This window comes from Amycolatopsis sp. NBC_01286 (assembly GCF_035982555.1).
In the GTDB taxonomy this organism is placed as follows: Bacteria; Actinomycetota; Actinomycetes; order Mycobacteriales; family Pseudonocardiaceae; genus Amycolatopsis.
The window spans coordinates 5,123,045-5,141,166 of record NZ_CP108428.1 but is presented as its reverse complement, the minus strand read 5'-3'; the positions used below and the strand labels follow the sequence as shown (position 1 = coordinate 5,141,166).

The window sequence follows — 18,122 nt, the reverse complement described above, 5'->3', positions numbered from 1 at the left end:
AGACCTTCGGTCAGCATGACCGAGGCGATCGCGTCGGTGTACGAGGATGCCCCGCGGGGAGGCTGGTGACCGTGGCGGATCCGAGCACCGGCCTGGGTGCGAGCATCCGGCGGCAGAGCACCACCGAGCAGGCCGCCGAAGCCGTCCGGCAGGCCATCCTCTCCGGCCGGCTGCCGCCAGGCACTCCCCTGCGCGAAGCCGCCCTCGCCACCGAACTCGGCGTCTCCCGCAGCACCCTCCGCGAAGCCGCGCGAACCCTCGAAAGCGAAGGCCTCGTCCGCTACCAGATGAACCGCGGCATCGTCGTCGCCGACGTCACCGGGCCGGACATCACCGACATCTACGCCGCCCGCGCCGCCGTGGAACTGGCCGCGGCCGACGCCCTCACCGGGCACCGCGACCCGGAGATCTACCAAACCCTGGCCGACCTGGTCGATCAGATCGAACGCGCCTTCGACCGCGGCGACACGGCCGCCGCGCTCGACGGTGACCGGCTCTTCCACGCCACCCTGGTCGCGGCCACCGGCAGCCCCCGGCTGCGCCGCATCCACGAACAGCTCCAGCAAGAACAGCGCCTCGCCCTGGCACTGGCCGAACGCTCCCGCCGTGAACTCGGCCGCACGACCGACGACCACCGGCGGCTACTGGAAGCGCTGCACGGCAGCCCCGGACAAGCCAGAGCGGAACTCACCGCACACCTGCACGCCGGCGCCGCCGAACTGCGACGGCTGCTCGACCTGCTCACCCACCGGAACGCAGAAGAGGCACCTCGTGGCTGACCACCGCACCGACGGCGCGTGGGACCTGATCGTCACGCCCTGGCACCTCGACGAGCACATCCCGGCCTTCCCGATCCCCGCCACCGCGACTCAGGTCGTCCGTCCGCCCCTCCCCACCGGGCCCGTCCCCGCCCGGATGAACCTGCTACACCGAGCCGCCTTCGACGCGGTGACACAGGCCGCCAAGCCCTTGGTGCTCTCCGGCGATTGCCCCACCTCCCGCGCGTCGGTGGCGGCGCTGCAGCGCCGCCACCCCGACCTGGCCGTGCTGTGGCTCGACGCCCACGGCGACTTCAACACCCCCGCCATCTCGACCAGCGGCTACGTCGGCGGCATGGCACTGGCCATGCTGACCGGCCGCACACCCGGCCTGTTCGACGACACACTCGGCCTGCAACCCATCCCCGACGCCGGCATCGTGCTCGCCGACGCCCGCGACCTCGACCCCGCCGAGCGCGACGCCCTCACCACCAGCCAGGTCCACCGCGTGCCCGCCGACCCCGCCGCGATCACCGCAGCTCTCGACCGGCTCGGCCCGGTCCCCGTCTACCTCCACCTCGACATCGACGTCATCAACAGCGCCGAACTACCCGGCGCACGCTTCCCCTCCGGCCCCGGACCCTCCCTCGCCCAGATCAAGGAATGCCTCGCCGCCGCCTGCGCCACAGCCGACGTCACCGCCGCCTACATCGCCTGCGCCTGGCTACCCGAGCACGCCAACGACCAGACCAGCCGCCAGACGATCACCCGCCTCACCACAGCACTCGGCGCCGACCTGACCTGGCACGAACCCGCCGGCAGCTGACCGTCCAGCCAGGCGCTCGGCCGCCCACGCGAGACGGCCATCAGGCCCCGGAAATCGTCGTCGTCCTGTGGTCAGCTTGCATGCACGCCTCGGCCTTCCTTGATGCTCAACGCAGCCGGCGGCGGGGTCTGGGCCGGGACAAAACGCCACGGGTGTGTACCCGCAGAACCGACAGCAGTGTCCGTCCACGGCGGGAACCGGCCACCGATCGGGCTTGCCTGGTCCGGGCGACCCCGCCAGATCCGCGTCGGTGATTCCTGCAGGAGACCGGGGTCACACGATCGGGCCGTGACGATTCACTACGACCCGGGTCGTAGTGACGTGGAAGTGCGGCGAACCCCGCGAACTTCCGCTCCAGGCAACGAAACTCGATCCGAGGAGCAGCCATGACGAACCCCGCCGTCACCAAGACCCCCGCCAACTCGACCGTGATCGAGCCGGCCGCCACCGGAGCGCTGGTGTCGAAGCAGGGCGTCACCACCATCGCCGACACCGTCGTGGCCAAGGTCGCCGGTCTGGCCACCCGCGAGGTCTCCGGGGTGTTCGCCCTCGGCGGCGGCGCTGCCCGGGCGTTCAGCGCGATCCGCGAGCGCATCCCCGGCGCCTCGGCCTCGGTCGCGCAAGGTGTGTCGGTCGAGGTCGGCGAGCGCCAGGCCGCCGTCGACCTGCAGATCCTCGTCGAGTACGGCGTCTCCATCTCCGACGTCGCCCGCTCGGTCCGCCGCAACGTCATCACCGCGGTCGAGCAGACCACCGGCCTGGAGGTCGTCGAGGTCAACATCAACGTCTCCGACGTGCACATCCCCGGTGACGGCAACGAGGACGACACCACGGTCGTCACCGGCCGCGTCCAGTGAACGCCGGCGTCGAGATCGACGCCGACCGCATCGCCGTCGCCGTGACGGCCCTCCCGAGCGTGGCGGGCCTGCACAGCGGCCGGTTCGGCGAGATCGCCACCCTGCTGCCCGGCCGCCGGATCCCCGGCGTCCGGATCCGGCCCGACGAGATCACCGTCGGCGTCACCGGCCGCTACCCGGCCACCGTCACCCGGATCTCCCTCGACGTCCGCGGCGCCGTCGGGCCGGTCGACCGCCCGGTGCACGTCCGGATCGGCGACTTCGCCGCCCCCACGGCCATCGAGGTCACGCTCGAGAGCCCGGACGCCGTGTCCGCGCCACCGCTTTCCTGAGCCGCCCGGGCCGATCGCCACAGCAAGGAGAACAACCATGACCGCCACCCACCTCGGTCTGCTCACCGGCCTGGCCCTCGGTCTCGCCGCGGCGTTCGGCGGCTTCGGCGCCTTCGTGATCGTGCTGATCCTCGCCGCGCTCGGCCTGCTCGTCGGCCGTGTGCTGGACGGCAAGCTCGACCTGTCCCAGCTGACCGGCCGCGACCGGGGCTGAGCCGCCGTGACCACCGCAACCTGCCGAGCCTCCCGTCCCGGACCGCGCCGGCGGACCTGGACGAACGCGGCAGGCTCACGATCACCGGCCGGACGCTCGAGCGGATCGCCGCCCGCGCGGCCACCGAGGCAGCGCCGCCAGGAGAACGGCGCCGAACACCGACGTCAGCCACGGCCCGCGCAGGGGGCTGCGCCAAGCGAACCGTCACCTGCCATCAGGTGACCCTACGACCGTGGCGGCACCAGCGACGTCGTCGGCGTTCCCCGGTAATAAACCCGCAAGGATCTCTTGTGGACGTTCACTCGTCCGGGGTGCCTGGCCATCGGCACGGGGACGCTGACCCGGATCGCGTCACGCCCGGCACTGCTCGGGGGCCTGCGGCTCGTCCCGGCCGGCCGGGTCACCGAACTCGACCGCGCACCGGCCGCTCGCTTCGGCGCGCGTCGGACGTTCCGGCCGAACACCGCGGGGCCGCAATCGTGCGGCCTGTTCCGCATCACGACTCCGTGCGCGGTGGAAACCGATGCAGCCGACGAGAAACCCCCCGTCGATGAGGGACATTGCCTTCTCCTGTCGTGAGCCTGGCCTTACGTGCCCCAGCGAGCGCACCCGTCGACAGCTGCGGATACCCCGTTGTCCGGGGCCCTGACCGTGTCGGGAAACAGGAGTCGCTCTCGCCTTGGTCCATCCACAATGGACTTCCGGCGGTCTTACGAGAACACGAAGTAGCGCAGCCACAGGTACGGCGCGGCGATCAGCACCGTCAGCAGCGTGACTTGCGCGCCCTTGCGGGTGAACTCCCAGAACGAGATCGGGCTCCCCGACCGCGCCGCGATCCCCAGCATCACCACGTTGGCACTGGCGCCGATCGCGGTCATGTTGCCGCCGAAGTCCGCGCCCAGCGCCAGCGACCACCACAGCGCGTCGGCATGCCCGGGGTCCGGGATGTCCTGCGTCAGCGCGAGCACCAGCGGGCTCATCGTGGCCACGTAAGGGATGTTGTCGATGACGCCGGACAGCAGCGTGGACACGACGAGGATCAGCATCACCGCCACCAGCGCGTCGCCGCCGGTGGCATCCGCGGCGAGCTTCGCCAGGTCGCCGATCACCCCGGTCTTCACCAGGGCACCGATCATCACGAACAGCCCGGCGAAGAACAGCAGCGTCTCCCACTCCACCCCGGCGAGGTAGGCCGACGGCTCGGTGCGGGAGATCAGCACGAGCACCCCGGCACCCAGCAGCGCGACCACCGAGGGCTCGATGTGGAACAGCGAGTGGCCGACGAAGCCCGTGAACACCGCCAGCAGCACGACGCCGCACTTGATCAGCAGGCCGCGGTCGCGGATCGCCTCGCGTTCGTTGAGCCGCATCACGTCGGCCACCCGGGCCGGGTCGACGTCGAACGAGCCGCGGAACACCCAGCGCAGCGCCAGCGCGAACGCGACCACCTCGATCGCCACGATCGGCGTCAGGTTCAGCAGGAAGTCGTTGAACGACAGCCCGGCCCGGCTGCCGATGATGATGTTGGGCGGGTCGCCGATCAGCGTTGCGGCCCCGCCGATGTTCGACGCCAGCACCTCGGCGATCAGGAACGGCGTCGGCTTGATGTCCAGGCGGTCGCAGACCAGCAGGGTGACCGGGGCGATCAGCAGCACCGTCGTGACGTTGTCCAGGAACGCCGACGCGACCGCGGTGATCACCACCAGCAGCACCATGATCCGCAGCGGCGAGCCCTTGGCCCGCTTCGCCGCCCAGATCGCGATGTACTCGAACACGCCGGTGCGGCGCAGCACGCCGACGATGATCATCATGCCGAGCAGCAGGAAGATGACGTCCCAGTCGATCCCGGTGTCGTGCGAGTAGAACGCGTCCTCGGAGCCGGTCACCCCGAGGGCGAGCACGACGCCGGCGCCGGCCAGCGCGGCGACCATCTTCGGGATCTTCTCGGTGGCGATGAAGACGTAGGCGACGACGAACACCACAACGGCGAGCACGGTGCTCATCTCGCCGCTCCCGGGTTCAGTGGTGCGCGAGCGCCAGTTCCAGCAGCCGTGACGCCGAGATCACGCCGAGCAGCTTCTTCTCCTCCATGACCGCGACCAGCGGGCAGCGCAGGCGGGCCATGATCGCCGCGACCTCCACCATCGTGTCGTCGGCCTGCACCCGCGCCAGCTCCGCCGGCTTGTCCGGCAGCAGCGAGCGGACCGTCTTGCCGCTCAGCTTGCCCGCGACCCGGTCGGCCATCGACTCGTCGAGCACCCCGGCCAGCGACGGGTCGTCCCGGACGTAGCCGGGCACCAGGAACTGGACCACTTCGGACGCGGGCAGGATCGACCGCGGGCAGCCCGCGGCGTCGGTCACGACGAGGCCCGGCAGGCGGCGTTCCGCCAGCAGCCGGGCCGCGTCCAGTGCGTCGGAGTCCTGATCGACGACCGGGTACTCCTCGGCCATCTCCACGGCGTGCATCTGCCCAGCTTACGACCGTCCGGGACGGTTCGCGATGACGCTTCACCGGTACGAGCGCCATGAAAATCCGTCCTCGAGCCGCGACCTCCACCCGCGCCGGGCGAAGGGCCGACCAGACTTCCCGGCACACCTGAGCGTAAAGATGCCGCAAAGACCACCGGCGAGCAACTCGGATCCGCCGCGGGTGAACAACGCCGAACGTCCACTGTAGAACGTCCGGGTGACCGCGGTCCGGGCCGCGCGAACCGGGAGTATCGTCGACGCCGGTGTGCCGGGAAGCCTGGTCGGCGTGATTCCGCCGACCCCGGGAGAGCACACCATGACCCCAGCCATCGACGCCGACGGCCTGACCAAGCGCTACGGCGACGTCACCGCGGTGGAAGACCTTTCACTCACCGTCGAACCGGGCGAAATCCACGCGTTGCTCGGCCTCAACGGCGCCGGGAAGACGACCACGATCCGCATGCTGCTCGGCATGGTCCGCCCCACCGCCGGCCGGGTGGCACTCCTGGGCACCCGGGTCCGGCCAGGCGCACGGGCGATCTGGGCCCGCGTCGGCTACCTCGTGGAAACCCCGGCGGCCTACCCCGAGCTGACCGTCACCGAAAACCTCCTGGTCGCCGCCCGGCTGCGCGGCCTGACCGGCCCCGGACCGGTGTCCGACGTGATCGCCCGGCTCGACCTCGGTACTTACGCGCACGTCCGCGCCCGGACACTCTCCCTCGGCAACGCCCAACGGCTCGGGCTCGCCAAGGCACTGATCCACCGGCCTGCGTTGCTCGTGCTGGATGAACCCACCAACGGCCTCGACCCGGCCGGGGTCGCCGAGATCCGTACCCTGCTGAGCGAACTCGCCCACGACGGCGTCGCGGTGCTGCTGTCCAGCCATATCTTGACCGAAGTGGCCCGCACCGCGGACCGCATCTCGGTGCTCGCCGACGGCCGGCTCGTCTGGGCGGGCGACACCGGCGACCTCGTGGCCCAGGCCCGGCCGCGGCTGAGCGTCGGCGCGCGCGACCTGGGCGCCGCGTCGACGGCGCTGCGGGCGGCCGGACACCCCGCCGAGCCGGGCCACGGCACCTGCCTGGTGCTCACCGGTGACCGCGCGATCGGGCATCCCGACGAAATCGCGACGCTGCTCGTGGCCGCCGGCTGCCCGCCCACACGTCTCGCGATCGAGCAGGACGACCTGGAGACGTGCTTCCTGCGCCTGGTCGGCACCCGATGAGCGCCACAACCGCCGCGATCGGAACCGAACTGCTGAAAGCGCGCCGATCCCGCCTGCCGTGGGTCACCGTGAGCGCGTTCACCATCGCCGCCGCGTTCGGCGGCCTGGTGATGTTCATCCTCCAGGACCTGCGGCGAGCCCGGTCCCTGGGCCTGCTCGGCACGAAGGCCGCGCTGACCGGCGGCACCGCCGACTGGCCCGCGTACTTCGCGCTGCTCGCCCAGACCGTCGCGGTGGGCGGCGCGCTCCTGTTCGGCCTGATCGTGGTGTGGCTGTTCGGCCGCGAATTCAGCCAAGGCACGGTGAAGGACCTGCTGGCCCTTCCCACCGCGCGCACCACGATCGTCGGCGCGAAATTCGCCGTCGCCGCCGTGTGGTCCCTGCTGCTGGCCTGCTACCTGTTCGCCCTCGGCCTGCTCGCCGGCGCCGTCATCGGCCTGCCCGGCTGGTCCCCCGCGATCGCCCTCCACGGGCTGGCCGAACTGCTGGTCACCACGGTCCTGACCGTAGTGCTGGTGACGCCGTTCGCGCTGGCCGCCAGCACCGGCCGCGGTTACCTCGCCGGTGTCGCCGCGATGATCGCCGCGGTCTTCTCCGCGCAGGTCGTCACCTTGCTCGGCTACGGGCGGTACTTCCCGTGGTCGGTGCCCGCGCTGTACACCCGGCTCGCCGGTCCCGGCGGCGACCCGCCCGGCGCACTCGGCTTCACCTTGGTCTCGCTGGTGGGCGTTGCGGGCATCGCGGCCACGACGGCCTGGTGGCGCCAAGCCGACCACGACCGCTGAGCGGCCGTCACACGTTCTCGGCGGCCCGGCCGAGGCCATCCGGCCCCATACCAGCCGGGCCGCTCCCGTCGGCGCTCGTTACGCCTCGAACCCCGCGAGCGGACGAACCTCGATCGGCACCGTGATCGCGGCGGTCACCCGGGCCGCCCAGCCCAGCGCAGCGTCGAGGTCCCCGGCCTCGATGAGGTAAAAGCCGCCGAGGTGCTCCCGTCCTTCGGCGAACGGGCCGTCGGTGGTCAGCACCTCTCCCCCGGACTCCCGCACCACCCGCGCGGCACCCGGATCGCTCAACCGGGCACTGAACAGCCACGCCCCAGTCGCCTTGAGTTCCTTCTCCACCTCGCCGAGCAGCTGCTGCGACCGATGCATCTGCTCCGCGGTGGGCTCTTCACGAACTTCACCGTCGACACCGTGTACAGACAACAAGAACTGGGTCATGACCACTCCTCTCGACGGGCGGTTCCCGCCGCTCACCCGTCATACGAACGAGTGTGGCCCGAATCGACAGACCCAGCTTTGTCAACACTTCTTCGGATGAAGCGACATCTCGTGGACGGACGCGCCGCCGCGGCGACGACGTGGTCGTTCGCGTCATCGTGTTCGAAGGAGGCGGCGCTCATGGGCATCGGCAAGCGGCTGGCACGCAAGGCGGTGCGTCGCACCGTTCCCCGCTCGGTCCGGCGCGCGGCGCATTCCGTTCGAACGGTGAAACGCGCCGTGACACCTCGACCGGTGCGGCAGGTCAGCCGCGCGATCCACACCGTCACCAATCCCCTCGGCGCGGCCGAGAACCTGCTCATCAACAGCGTCACCGGCTCACGAAAGCGTGGCCGGCGGACGACCGGCACTCGTTCCCGCACCGCACCGACGCGCACTCGTTCGGCTGCGCCCGCCGTCACCGCCACCGATGTGAGGGCCGCCGAAGGCGCCGCGTCCCACCATCACCTCGCCGAGCTCATGGCCGTCCAACGTGAACGCTTCAGCCCGGCGCAACGGCCGATCATCCCGCCCCCGACCCCGGCCGATCCTGCGGTCTTCCAGCAGCAGGAGTGGGCGAAGGTCAAGCACGACGCCCGGCCCTGGCAACGCGCGCGGCGCCGGGAGCTGCGTCAGGTCTCGAACCGCCGAGGCGCGCAGCTGGCCGCGGAGTTCACCGCACGAGCTCAGGCGCACCACCGGACCCAGCAGACCCAGGCCGACGCGTGGTGGGCAGCGTTGCAGCAAGGACGGCCTCAGGTGCTGCGCGCCGCCCTGGACGCGGCGTTCGCGGACAACCCCGCCCCGGTCCGGATCGTCAACGCGGAACGGCACAGCGCCGATCTGGTCGTCCTGCTCCCCGGGTTCGAGGTGCTGCCCGCCAAGAAGGCACACGTCACACCCACCGGGCGCTTGTCGAGCAAGGCGTGGACCAAGACCGAACTCAACAACGTCTACGCCGAACTGCTCGGTGCCCACCTGCTCGCCACCGTGCGGGAAACCTGGGCCACCGGTCCCTCGCTGACCCATCTGAAGGTGACCGGCCTCCGCCGGGGCCCCGGCGGCGCCGACGAGCACCTGTTCGCCGTCGAGGTCGACCGCGCGAGCGTGGCCTGGCACGACGACGGTGCCGGAGCGGCCATTCTCGATGCGGCTCCGCACGGCCTCAACCGGGTGGGCAAGACGCGCGAAGTACGACCTCGGCCCGCAAGCGCGAGCGTATAGGCACGGCGCTCGAACGGGACGTGCTCGACGCCGGCGTGCGAGAACGAGTCCCGATGGCCCAGGATCAGGCGGGCCATCGGCTTTTGCGATCACTGCCTGGCCGACCTGATCGCGAAGTGCGACGCGACAGCGATCGCGCTCGGAGACGGACCCCGTGCGCGGTTCCGCACCCGGCACAAACCCTGCGGCGCGATCGTCGACGTCTCGCTGGCGATGATCCGGCGAGGAGGCTGGGTCTGCCAGATGTGCAAGTGGATCGAGCACGGCGCGGAGAACCGCCGGCTCGGGTACCCCAACCTCGTCGGTGATTGGCCCGTCGAACGACAAGAGCAGCTCCTCGCCGCGGCGGGAATGAGGTCCCTGCATCCACTCGGCGACCAGGACGGCAACGAGCCGCTCAACGTCGAATGCCTGGAATGTGGCGCCGCCCAGACCGACACGCTCTTCGGCGTCTCCGAAGGAATCCGCCTGTCCTGGCTTCCCTGCGCCGAATGCAACGCGAAGCGGTTCAAGCCGACGCAGGAGACCATCCGAACACGAATGGAGTCGCTGGGCCTCCACCTCGTCGGCGAGTTCACCGGGGATCCCGGGCTGCCGCTGTCTGCGGTGTGCACCCGCTGCTCGACGCCGCGAGCCGTGTCTTGGACCGCGGTCGGCGGCGGGAGCCCACCGTGCTTGCGCTGCGACGGGTCCAAACTGGACCCGGACGCACCGCATCGCGTCTACTTGATCGACTTCCCGCACCTCGGGGACCGCGGCGTCTACAAGGTCGGCATCACACACTGCGCGAACGACAATCGCTTACGCAGCCATGAGAAAGCAGGAGGGACGGTACTGGCGACGATCGAGGTTGCGTGACCTGCTTCCGCGCGGCGGCACCACCGAGTGCTGGTCACGCCACGCCGGCTACCCGGACCTTGCCGAAGCCGCGGCCCGCTGACCAGTACGGAGGGTGTCACCGCGTCCTCGGCGTCTGCCTTCCAGTCCCAGCGATCCCGGATCTCGATGAACTCGGCGCAGCTGCGGATCGAACGGATCGGCGGCCCTGGCAGCGTGAGTCGGACTGCGAGCGTCGTCTGCGGCGTCGCGCTGCCGGTGATCACGGTGTCCTGACGCAAGACCGAGCCTCAAACTTCGGCCCAAGTCATCCAGTCGTCGCCCTCACGTTGCACGCCCCACGCCACCGCCAGTTCCTCGACCATCAGGCGGCCCAGTGCGGCAGCAGCGATGGCCGGCTCGACCCGCGGCGGAGAGGCCGCCGGAGTGCAAACCACCTCGATGTGAGCTGCAGCCGGCATGTCGAACCGGCACAAGTGGACCTCACGCAACCGGCTGCCGTGCCGTTCGGCGTCCGTCACCAGCTCATCCACCATGATGAGGAGGTCGGTCAACCGGGCCGGCGACATGTCCGCGAACACCTCGGCGGCCACCCGGCGCGCTTCGGCACCGGCCGGGACACCAGGCAGCAGGCCACCAGACGACGCGCAGAGAGTGACAATGGCGGGCGGGAAATGGCCCACGGTCACCACTCCTCGCGGTTGAAAGCCCTCCCACCCGTCTACCCGGCATCGGTGACGCGTACACCTGAATCAAGGCGCCGTGAACGACCATCGTGTCCTCAGAACGGCGCCGATCAAGGTCTTCTGACCGCGGGACCCGTCCGTCAACGAACAGCCCGGACCCGCTGCGGTGCATTGACGTCGTGCCGGTTCCCGATGAGCCAGGGTGCCGGACGCCCTTCGTACGTTGCCGGCGCAAGGGCTTGGACTCTGTAGCTGCCGGCAGCGGCGAGCTGCCGCGCCAGTGGGCACCGCAACTTTGCGCTGCCGCCGACGACTGCAGCGGTCACCGATCATCACGCCGGAGCACTTCAGCTTGTCGCGCCGAGGGCGACCAGCGTGCCGATGCGACGCACGGTTACGGATTCGTGACGAGCTGGCCCGTCCTACGGTCACGTCAGCCGCAGCGTCAGCGGCCGACGGGCTGCCGTTGGACGATCGTCAAAGTGGACAGTTCTTGGAGAGTCGGCGTCTTCTGACTCCGGACACAAAGAAGCCCAGGCCTCTGGCCTGGGCTTTTGCTCCCCCGCTTGGACTCGAACCAAGAACCCTCCGGTTAACAGCCGAATGCTCTGCCAGTTGAGCTACAGGGGAATGTCGCTCTTTCCGGTGCCGCGCTCTCGCCCGACAAGAAGAACTTTAGACCATCCCCGCAACCCGGTTCGCACCACCCCCCACTTAGCGCAACCGCCCCCCGCGGCCGGTTTTCCTGGACAATGGACAGTCGGACGACCTATCGACGAGAGGCGTGGACACGGATGAAGAAGTTCCTGCTGGGTGCGGGCCTGGGCTACGTACTGGGCGCCAAGGCAGGCCGGGGGCGGTACGAGCAGCTCGTGCGCACCTACCGCCGGGTCGTCGACCATCCGATGGTCCAGGGTGCCGCCGGGGTCGCCCGGGCCAAGATCAGCGAAAAGGCGGGGCGCCGGCGTTAGACCTGCGCGACGACGAACACGCGGCGGAACTCGAACCACGTCGTGCCGTCGGTGCGCGTGGGGTACGCCTTGTCTAGCCGGGGGGCCAGTTCGGCGCGGAACTGGTCCCACGCCTCATCCTGGAGCACCGCGCGGATCGGGCGCAACGCCGTTCCGGTGATCCACTCCAGCACCGCCCGCGACCCGCGCAGCGGCTGGACGTAGGTCGACTCCCAGGCGTCGACGCCGCAGCCGGCATCGGCCAGGAGGTTCGCGTACTCCAGTGGGGTCGAGACCGCGTCGTCCTCGCGCAGGACCACGTCGGCCAGCTGTGACGACCAGGTCGGGGACGCCGCCAGTTCGCGGGTCAGCGCGTGCGACGGGGCATCGAAGTTGCCCGGGACCTGCACCGCCAGCCACGCGCCCGACGGCAGTTGCCCGGCCCAGCGGCGCAGCAGGTCGCGATGCTCGGGCACCCACTGCAGGACGGCGTTCGACACGACGACGTCGGTGTCCGGCGCCGGTGTCCAGTCGTTGACGTCGAGCACCGCGGCGTCCAGGCCGCGGGCACGCGCGGCCGCCACCATTTCGGGTGAACTGTCGCTGCACTCCAACACGGCACCGGGCCAGCGTTTGCCCAGGTCGACCGTCAGGTTTCCGGGGCCGCAGCCCAGATCGACCACCCGCCTGGGTGACACCGCGCCGATCCGGGACGTCAGGTCGTAGAACGGCCGGGCCCGCAGGTCGGCGTAGTCGAGGTACTTCTCCGGATCCCACACAGGCGCCTCCCGAACAAGCAGTACGCATGTACTGAGTACGAGCGTACTGCTATTCGACGGCGGTAGCCAGCTGCGCGGCGACCTGCTCGGCGATGGCCGCCACCAGCGTGACGTCCGTGCCCGGGTCCGGCCGGACCTGCAGGACGCTGCCGTCGCGGCCGGGGACCTTGCGCTGGACGAACCACGCGCCGCCGTCGCCGATGTCCTGGCGGTGCCGCGAACGCACCGAGCCGTCGACGCGCAGCCGCACGTGGTGCGGCACCCGGCTCGGCTCCGGCAGGCTGAACCGCACGGGCGCGAGGTCGCTCAGCACGACGGCCGACCCGGCGGTGCCGGACTCGGCCGACTCGGTCAGCGTGAAGACGCCGTCCTTCCAGGCCGCTTTGCCGATCAGGTGCCAGCCGACGCGGCGCGCGCCGCCGGCACCGTCCGGGATCCACAGCCCGAGCGGCGTGACGACCAGGTGCCCGCCGCCCTCGACCGGGGCGCTGTCCACGACGTCCTCGCCGGCGTCCAGCGAACCCGCGAAACCGTCGGGGGTGCGGTCGCCGAGCAACCGGCGCAGGAAACTCACGTCAGCTCCACGAGCTGGCGGACGCCTGCTCGCCCAGCGACTTCTTGTACTGCTCCAGCGCGACGAGGTCGCCGAAGAGGGCGCGGTAGTCGTCCGGCGCCTCGACCGGCGACAGCCGCTGCAGCTTCCCCTTGATCTCCGAGATCTGCCGCCCGACGAGGCTTTCCTGCAGCCGGGCGAGGATCGAGGAGATGTAGCGGGAGTCGACTTCGTCCTTGGCCTGCAACGGTTCCACGGCCAGCTCGGAGAGCACCCGGCGGACCGTCCCCTCCGGGCAGTGCGCGGCCGCCGCGTCCAGCAGCGACGGGCCGGTGAGGCCCGAACCGGCCCCGCCTGCCTTCAGCACGGCCTCGTGCACCGCGATGTACACCGGGTGCGTGAACGCCTCCAGCGGCAGCGCGTCGTACTCCGGCCCGGCGATCGCGGGCTGCTGCAGCGCGGCCTTCAGCGCCTCGCGCTGGATCGCGAACCGCGGGTCCTTCGGCGCGGGGCGGGCGACGTCGGACTCCGGGGCCTTCACCTCGGGAGCGCCGACGCGGGCCGGCTGCTTCAAGGGCGCGCCACCGCGCTTGTCGGTCGCGCCCGCGCTGCCGCGCACGCGGTTGACGACCTGGGCGACGTCCTGCCAGCCCACCCACCAGGCGAGCTTCGACGCGTAGCCGTCACGCGCGGCGCGGTCCTTGATCGCCGCGATCATCGGCACGGTCTTCTGCAGCGCCGAGACCTGGCCGTCGACCGAGTCGAGGTCGAAGTTCTTCAGCGTGCTGCGGATGGCGAACTCGAACAGCGGGATCCGGCGCGCGACGAGGTCCTTGACCGCGCTGTCGCCCTTGGCCAGGCGCAGCTCGCACGGGTCCATGCCGTCCGGCGCGACCGCGATGTAGGTCTGGCCGGCGAACGTCTGGTCGCCTTCGAACGCCTTCAGCGCCGCCTTCTGGCCCGCTTCGTCACCGTCGAAGGTGAAGATCACTTCGCCGCGGAAGGCGTCGTCGTCCATCATCAGCCGGCGAAGCACCTTCATGTGGTCTTCGCCGAACGCCGTGCCCGACGACGCCACGGCCGTCGGGACGCCCGCCGCGTGCATCGCCATCACGTCCGTGTAGCCCTCGACCACGACGACCTGGTGCCGCTTCGCGATCTCGCGCTTGGCCAGGTCGAGGCCGAACATGACCTGGGACTTCTTGTAGATCGGCGACTCGGCGGTGTTGAGGTACTTGGCCGAGATCCGGTCGTCGTCGAACAGCCGCCGCGCGCCGAAGCCGACGACCTCGTTGCCGACGTCGCGGATCGGCCAGACGAGCCGCCGGTGGAAGCGGTCCATCGGGCCCCGCTGGCCCTCCTTGGACAACCCCGCCGTCAGCAGCTCCTTGACCTCGAACCCGCGCGTGAGCAGGTGCTTGGTCAGCTTGTCCCAGCCGCCGGGGGCGTACCCGCAGCCGAACGTCTTCGCCGCGGCGGCGTCGAACCCGCGCTCGGACAGGAAGTCCCGTGCGGTGCGCGCCTCGTCGGTGACCAGCTGCTCGGCGTAGAACTCCTGCGCGGCGCGGTGCGCCTCGATCAGCCGGCTGCGGCTGCCGCGGTCGCGCTGGATCGTCGCGCCGCCGCCCTCGTAGGTGAGCCGGATGCCGACCCGGTCGGCCAGCCGCTCGACGGCCTCCACGAAGGTGATCAGGTCGATCTTCTGGACGAACTTGATCACGTCGCCGCCCTCGCCACAGCCGAAGCAGTGGAAGGTGCCGTGCGTCGGGCGGACGTTGAACGACGGGGTCTTCTCGTTGTGGAACGGGCAGAGGCCCTTCAGGCTGCCCCCACCGGCGCGGCGCAGCGCCACGTACTCCCCGACGACCTCGTCGATCCGGCTCCGCTCGCGCACCTCCGCGATGTCGCTGTCCCGAATCCGTCCTGCCACGCCGCCCACTCTATCCCCGCCGGTTGCGGCACACTCGGGGCATGGCCTCCACGCCCACCGCCCAGGACACCCTCGCCGCGCGGTTCGCCGAGCACCGCGGCCACCTGATCGGGGTGGCCTACCGGCTCACCGGCACCCGCGCCGACGCCGAGGACGCCGTCCAGGAGTCGTGGCTGCGGCTGGCCGGGCTCGACGACGCCGGGCAGGACGCGATCCGCGACCTGCGCGGCTGGCTGACCACGGTCGTCGGCCGGATCTGCCTCGACCGGCTGAAGTCGGCCGCGGCGCAGCGGGAGCGCTACGTCGGCCAGTGGCTGCCGGAACCGGTCGTGACGCCGTTCGGGCAGCCGGTCAGCGAGGACCCGCTCGACCTCGCCGTCCGCGACGACGGCCTGCGGATGGCCGCGCTGGTCGTGCTCGACAAGCTGACGCCGGAGCAGCGCGTCGCGTTCGTGCTGCACGACGCGTTTGCGCTGCCCTTCGCCGAGATCGCGGACATCCTCGGCTGCTCGGTGGACGCCGCGCGCCAGCACGGCTCCCGCGGCCGCCGCGCGCTGGCCGACGCGGACCCGGCGCCCCGCGCGCCGCTCGACGAGCAGGCGAAAATCCTCGAGAAGTTCGTCACCGCGCTGCTCGCCGGCGACATCGGCGCGGTCGTCGAGCTGCTGCACCCGGACGCGGTGCTGATCGGCGACTCGGACGGCAAGGGCCGCACCACGCGCCAGCTCATGGTCGGCGCCGACAAGCTCGCCCGGTTCTTCGTCGGGCTCATGCGCAAGTACGCCCCGGAGAGCGTCACCCGCGGCGCGCCGGTGCTGGTCAACGGCGACCTCGGGTTCTACCTGCCGCCGCTGCCCGAGCGCGAGGGTTTCCTGGCGCTCGACGAGCACGTCCAGGCCATGAGCGTCCGCGATGGGAAGATCGTGGCGATCTACGACGTCGTCAACCCGGACAAGCTGACCCGGATCACGCGTCCCGGCGCCGCGCCTTCGTGATCCCGGCCACCAGCACGAGCACGGCGAAGGCACCGAAGTAGGCCAACGCCCAGCCCGGGCTCAACGGCGAGTCGGACAGGGTCGCCGCGTTGCCGCCGTCGCGACCGGCGTTCGCCGCGCCGGAGCCGCTGAGGAACTTCGTGACGGCGTTCAGCGGCAGCCACCGGTGGATCGCCTGCCCGGCCCGCGGAATCAGCGTGATGACGTTCTCCGCCATGAGCGGGTAGCCGACGAGCAGCGCGACCGCGCCGGCGGTGTGGCGCACGAGCAGGCCGACGCCGACCCCGCAGACCGCAGCGAGCGCGAACACCGGACCGGTGCCGGCGACGATCGTCCAGTCCGCGACGCTGTCGAGCGCCAGATCGGCGTCCGGGGCGAGGATCCGCGCGACCAGCCAGGCGAGGAAGGCGGCGGCTTCGCCGAGGAGGAAGGCGTACCCGGCGACGACCGCGGCCTTCGCGGCCAGCGCCGGCCACCTGCTCGGGACGCCCTGGAAGGTGCCGTGGATCGTGCCGGACTGGTACTCGCTCGTCACGGAGAGGGCCGCGAGCACCAGGACGGCGACCAGGCCGAGCTGGAAGCCGAACTGGGTGCTCGCGACCGTGGGCGGCAACCGGGATTCGGTGGCCGTGAGCGCGGTGAGCACGGCCGGCGCGACCAGGGCGACGACCGCGAAGAGGCCGCACGCCCACGGCGTGGCGATGCTGAAGAGCTTGATCCGTTCACTGGCGACGAGGTGCATGCCGGAACGGTCCCGCGGCGGGCACCCCGGGCGCGTCCCACCGGGGTCTGGTTCCCGGGGTCCTACGGGAGCGGGACCCGGCAGGCGTCGCCCGAGGTGAAGCCCTGCTCGACGATGCCGAGCGCGCTGTTCATCCGGGCGCGGGAGTTCTCCAGGCCGATCTGGTAGGTCAGCTCGATGACGCCGTCACGGCCGAACTCGCGCACCAGCTCGGCGACCTGCTCGTCGGTCACCGTGACCCGCTCGGCGGACATCGCGTCGGCGTAGGCGATCGCGAGCCGCTCCCGGTGGCTGAACGCGGGCGACGTCGCGTAGCCGTCGATCCCCTTCAGGCGTCCGACGTCCAGGCCGTCGTGCTTCTGCAGCATGGTGCCGAAGTCGACGCACCACGAGCAGCCGATCCGGGTGGCGACGCGGTAGACGGCCAGCTCGCGCACGTTCGCCGGCAGCTTCTTCGACGCGCGTTGCACCATCAGCTCGTGCACCGCGTTCGCGCGCAGCAGCCCGGGGTGGTGCGCGGCGACGGCCATCGGCTCGGGCACGGCGCCGTACTTCCGGCCGGCGACGCGGTAGAAGAGCTTGAGCAGCGGGCCGGCTTCGGTGGTCTTCTTCGCGGCGATGCGGGGCATGTCCGTCTCCATTCGTCTCGGTCGGGAGAGGAACGAGACGGCGGCCGGGGACGTGACACCCGGCGGGGTGAGCCACGCCACCGGCCTGCTCTCGGCCGGTCAGCCCATCGCGTTCAGCGCTTCCCAGGCGTGCCAAGCCCTCGTGACGCCGAACTGCGCCAGGAACCGCAGCGCGGCGCGGACGTCTTCCGGCGTCGCGCCGCCCCGTTGCGCGCGGCCGACGTGGATGCGGAACGTGTCGGCGAGCGTCTGGTAGCAGACGTCGACGCTCATGCTGACCAGGCCGCGTTCCCGCTCGGTGAGCGTGCCGGGGCCGTGCCCGGTCCGCATCCGTGACTGCAGGTCGAAGTACGCGGCGAAGTGCGGGTCCAGCTCGCTCAGCCGGGCGCGCACCGCGTCCGGGAGCGGGCTCGGCGCGGCGTCCGGGCCGGTCGACACCAGCTCGGCGGCCAGGGTTTCGACGTCCGGATGCGGAAGGCCCAGCTCGGTCTCGAGCTCGGTGATCCGCTCGACGCCCGCGGTCGCGGCGGGGTAACCGCAGTCGTAGGAGACGAAGCGCAGCAGTTCCCGGATGTCCGAAGTGGACACTCCGGCGGCCAGGCCGGCCCGCACGTGCGCGGTGAACGCCAGGCCCAGGCTCCCCTGGCAGACGTCGGCCGTGACGCACAGGAAGGTCTTCTCGCGGTCGGTCAGCTCCGGGATCGCCCGGACGAACTTCGCGGTGGCGCCGGCCAGTTGCGCGAAGGCGGGGTCGAGCGCGGCGAGCCGCTCGAGGCTCGTGGGTGCGGCAGCGGTGGTCAAGATCGTGCTCCCTCAGTTGATGAACGATCGTAGCGCTACAGCTGTAGTGCGAA

The 18,122-nt window shown here is 71.1% G+C and carries 21 protein-coding genes and 1 tRNA gene; 11 read left to right on the top strand and 11 right to left on the bottom strand.

Going from position 1 to position 18,122, the window contains the following annotated elements; translation table 11 throughout:
• Nucleotides 1–71: 71 nt before the first annotated feature.
• From OG570_RS24630 to OG570_RS24610, 5 genes are all read left to right on the top strand, one after another.
• A complete protein-coding gene (locus OG570_RS24630; protein ID WP_326943188.1) occupies nt 72–779 on the top strand; it encodes a GntR family transcriptional regulator in 708 nt (235 codons plus the stop codon).
• Nucleotides 772–1,584, top strand: coding sequence for an arginase family protein (locus tag OG570_RS24625; protein WP_326959571.1), 813 nt, complete (start codon nt 772–774; stop codon nt 1,582–1,584). Before OG570_RS24630 ends, OG570_RS24625 begins: the two co-directional genes overlap by 8 nt.
• Before the next feature lie 386 nt (nt 1,585–1,970).
• Nucleotides 1,971–2,441, top strand: coding sequence for an Asp23/Gls24 family envelope stress response protein (locus OG570_RS24620; RefSeq protein ID WP_326959568.1), 471 nt, complete (start codon nt 1,971–1,973; stop codon nt 2,439–2,441).
• Nucleotides 2,438–2,773: a hypothetical protein gene (locus tag OG570_RS24615; RefSeq protein ID WP_326943191.1), complete on the top strand. Its 336-nt coding sequence runs from the start codon at nt 2,438–2,440 to the stop codon at nt 2,771–2,773. Before OG570_RS24620 ends, OG570_RS24615 begins: the two co-directional genes overlap by 4 nt.
• A 37-nt stretch (nt 2,774–2,810) precedes the next feature.
• Nucleotides 2,811–2,987: a hypothetical protein gene (locus OG570_RS24610; protein WP_326959566.1), complete on the top strand. Its 177-nt coding sequence runs from the start codon at nt 2,811–2,813 to the stop codon at nt 2,985–2,987.
• A gap of 710 nt (nt 2,988–3,697) precedes the next feature.
• Here the strand turns inward: OG570_RS24610 and OG570_RS24605 are convergent.
• Both OG570_RS24605 and OG570_RS24600 read right to left on the bottom strand, forming a co-directional pair.
• Nucleotides 3,698–4,990 (bottom strand): ArsB/NhaD family transporter, encoded by a 1,293-nt coding sequence (locus OG570_RS24605; protein WP_326943193.1) that lies wholly within the window; start codon nt 4,988–4,990, stop codon nt 3,698–3,700.
• Nucleotides 4,991–5,006: 16 nt separating this feature from the next.
• Nucleotides 5,007–5,453, bottom strand: coding sequence for a CBS domain-containing protein (locus OG570_RS24600; protein ID WP_326959564.1), 447 nt, complete (start codon nt 5,451–5,453; stop codon nt 5,007–5,009).
• 319 nt (nt 5,454–5,772) lie between these two features.
• Here OG570_RS24600 and OG570_RS24595 point away from each other — a divergent pair, with 319 nt between their 5' ends.
• Nucleotides 5,773–6,681: an ABC transporter ATP-binding protein gene (locus OG570_RS24595; RefSeq protein WP_326959562.1), complete on the top strand. Its 909-nt coding sequence runs from the start codon at nt 5,773–5,775 to the stop codon at nt 6,679–6,681.
• Nucleotides 6,678–7,466 (top strand): ABC transporter permease, encoded by a 789-nt coding sequence (locus OG570_RS24590; RefSeq protein ID WP_326959560.1) that lies wholly within the window; start codon nt 6,678–6,680, stop codon nt 7,464–7,466. Before OG570_RS24595 ends, OG570_RS24590 begins: the two co-directional genes overlap by 4 nt.
• A gap of 78 nt (nt 7,467–7,544) precedes the next feature.
• Here the strand turns inward: OG570_RS24590 and OG570_RS24585 are convergent, their stop codons facing one another.
• Nucleotides 7,545–7,904 (bottom strand): YciI family protein, encoded by a 360-nt coding sequence (locus OG570_RS24585; RefSeq protein WP_326959558.1) that lies wholly within the window; start codon nt 7,902–7,904, stop codon nt 7,545–7,547.
• Between the two features lie 180 nt (nt 7,905–8,084).
• Here OG570_RS24585 and OG570_RS24580 point away from each other — a divergent pair, with 180 nt between their 5' ends.
• Nucleotides 8,085–9,167 carry a hypothetical protein gene (locus tag OG570_RS24580; RefSeq protein WP_326959556.1) on the top strand — a complete coding sequence of 361 codons (1,083 nt, stop codon included), beginning with the start codon at nt 8,085–8,087 and terminating at the stop codon, nt 9,165–9,167.
• A gap of 243 nt (nt 9,168–9,410) precedes the next feature.
• The gene (locus tag OG570_RS24575; protein ID WP_326959555.1) at nt 9,411–10,025 is read left to right on the top strand and encodes a hypothetical protein; all 615 of its coding nucleotides are present in this window, start codon (nt 9,411–9,413) and stop codon (nt 10,023–10,025) included.
• Nucleotides 10,026–10,294: 269 nt separating this feature from the next.
• Here OG570_RS24575 and OG570_RS24570 read toward each other — a convergent pair whose 3' ends face one another.
• A complete protein-coding gene (locus tag OG570_RS24570; RefSeq protein ID WP_326959553.1) occupies nt 10,295–10,693 on the bottom strand; it encodes a hypothetical protein in 399 nt (132 codons plus the stop codon).
• A gap of 554 nt (nt 10,694–11,247) precedes the next feature.
• Nucleotides 11,248–11,320: transfer RNA gene (locus OG570_RS24565), tRNA-Asn, on the bottom strand.
• 164 nt (nt 11,321–11,484) lie between these two features.
• Between OG570_RS24565 and OG570_RS24560 the strand changes: the two genes are divergently transcribed.
• A complete protein-coding gene (locus OG570_RS24560) occupies nt 11,485–11,661 on the top strand; it encodes a hypothetical protein (RefSeq protein ID WP_247054991.1) in 177 nt (58 codons plus the stop codon).
• Here the strand turns inward: OG570_RS24560 and OG570_RS24555 are convergent.
• Genes OG570_RS24555 through dnaG form a run of 3 tightly spaced genes read right to left on the bottom strand, consistent with a single transcriptional unit; the run spans nt 11,658 to nt 14,911 of the window.
• On the bottom strand, nt 11,658–12,419 hold the full coding sequence (locus OG570_RS24555) for a trans-aconitate 2-methyltransferase (RefSeq protein WP_326959551.1): 762 nt from the start codon (nt 12,417–12,419) through the stop codon (nt 11,658–11,660). The genes OG570_RS24560 and OG570_RS24555 overlap by 4 nt on opposite strands.
• A 49-nt stretch (nt 12,420–12,468) precedes the next feature.
• On the bottom strand, nt 12,469–12,993 hold the full coding sequence (locus tag OG570_RS24550) for a hypothetical protein (RefSeq protein WP_326959549.1): 525 nt from the start codon (nt 12,991–12,993) through the stop codon (nt 12,469–12,471).
• Between the two features lies 1 nt (nt 12,994).
• Nucleotides 12,995–14,911 (bottom strand): DNA primase, encoded by a 1,917-nt coding sequence (gene dnaG, locus OG570_RS24545; RefSeq protein ID WP_247054997.1) that lies wholly within the window; start codon nt 14,909–14,911, stop codon nt 12,995–12,997.
• 32 nt (nt 14,912–14,943) lie between these two features.
• Between dnaG and OG570_RS24540 the strand changes: the two genes are divergently transcribed.
• Complete coding sequence (locus tag OG570_RS24540) at nt 14,944–15,897, top strand: sigma-70 family RNA polymerase sigma factor (protein ID WP_326959547.1); 954 nt, start codon at nt 14,944–14,946, stop codon at nt 15,895–15,897.
• Here the strand turns inward: OG570_RS24540 and OG570_RS24535 are convergent.
• From OG570_RS24535 to OG570_RS24525, 3 genes are all read right to left on the bottom strand, one after another.
• Nucleotides 15,869–16,639: a hypothetical protein gene (locus OG570_RS24535; protein WP_326959545.1), complete on the bottom strand. Its 771-nt coding sequence runs from the start codon at nt 16,637–16,639 to the stop codon at nt 15,869–15,871. The two genes, OG570_RS24540 and OG570_RS24535, sit on opposite strands and share 29 nt — an antisense overlap.
• Before the next feature lie 62 nt (nt 16,640–16,701).
• On the bottom strand, nt 16,702–17,268 hold the full coding sequence (locus tag OG570_RS24530) for a carboxymuconolactone decarboxylase family protein (RefSeq protein ID WP_326959542.1): 567 nt from the start codon (nt 17,266–17,268) through the stop codon (nt 16,702–16,704).
• 99 nt (nt 17,269–17,367) lie between these two features.
• The gene (locus tag OG570_RS24525) at nt 17,368–18,069 is read right to left on the bottom strand and encodes a carboxymuconolactone decarboxylase family protein (protein ID WP_326959540.1); all 702 of its coding nucleotides are present in this window, start codon (nt 18,067–18,069) and stop codon (nt 17,368–17,370) included.
• Between the last annotated feature and the right edge of the window lie 53 nt (nt 18,070–18,122).

Coding starts and splice junctions, on each gene's coding strand:
- OG570_RS24540 (WP_326959547.1), top strand. CDS start 14,944: ATGGCCTCCACGCCCACCGCCCAGGACACCCTCGCCGCGCGGTTCGCC.
- OG570_RS24600 (WP_326959564.1), bottom strand. CDS start 5,453: ATGCACGCCGTGGAGATGGCCGAGGAGTACCCGGTCGTCGATCAGGAC.
- OG570_RS24610 (WP_326959566.1), top strand. CDS start 2,811: ATGACCGCCACCCACCTCGGTCTGCTCACCGGCCTGGCCCTCGGTCTC.
- OG570_RS24590 (WP_326959560.1), top strand. CDS start 6,678: ATGAGCGCCACAACCGCCGCGATCGGAACCGAACTGCTGAAAGCGCGC.
- OG570_RS24580 (WP_326959556.1), top strand. CDS start 8,085: ATGGGCATCGGCAAGCGGCTGGCACGCAAGGCGGTGCGTCGCACCGTT.
- OG570_RS24620 (WP_326959568.1), top strand. CDS start 1,971: ATGACGAACCCCGCCGTCACCAAGACCCCCGCCAACTCGACCGTGATC.
- OG570_RS24575 (WP_326959555.1), top strand. CDS start 9,411: ATGTGCAAGTGGATCGAGCACGGCGCGGAGAACCGCCGGCTCGGGTAC.
- OG570_RS24585 (WP_326959558.1), bottom strand. CDS start 7,904: ATGACCCAGTTCTTGTTGTCTGTACACGGTGTCGACGGTGAAGTTCGT.
- OG570_RS24595 (WP_326959562.1), top strand. CDS start 5,773: ATGACCCCAGCCATCGACGCCGACGGCCTGACCAAGCGCTACGGCGAC.
- OG570_RS24560 (WP_247054991.1), top strand. CDS start 11,485: ATGAAGAAGTTCCTGCTGGGTGCGGGCCTGGGCTACGTACTGGGCGCC.
- OG570_RS24535 (WP_326959545.1), bottom strand. CDS start 16,639: ATGCACCTCGTCGCCAGTGAACGGATCAAGCTCTTCAGCATCGCCACG.
- OG570_RS24605 (WP_326943193.1), bottom strand. CDS start 4,990: ATGAGCACCGTGCTCGCCGTTGTGGTGTTCGTCGTCGCCTACGTCTTC.
- OG570_RS24530 (WP_326959542.1), bottom strand. CDS start 17,268: ATGCCCCGCATCGCCGCGAAGAAGACCACCGAAGCCGGCCCGCTGCTC.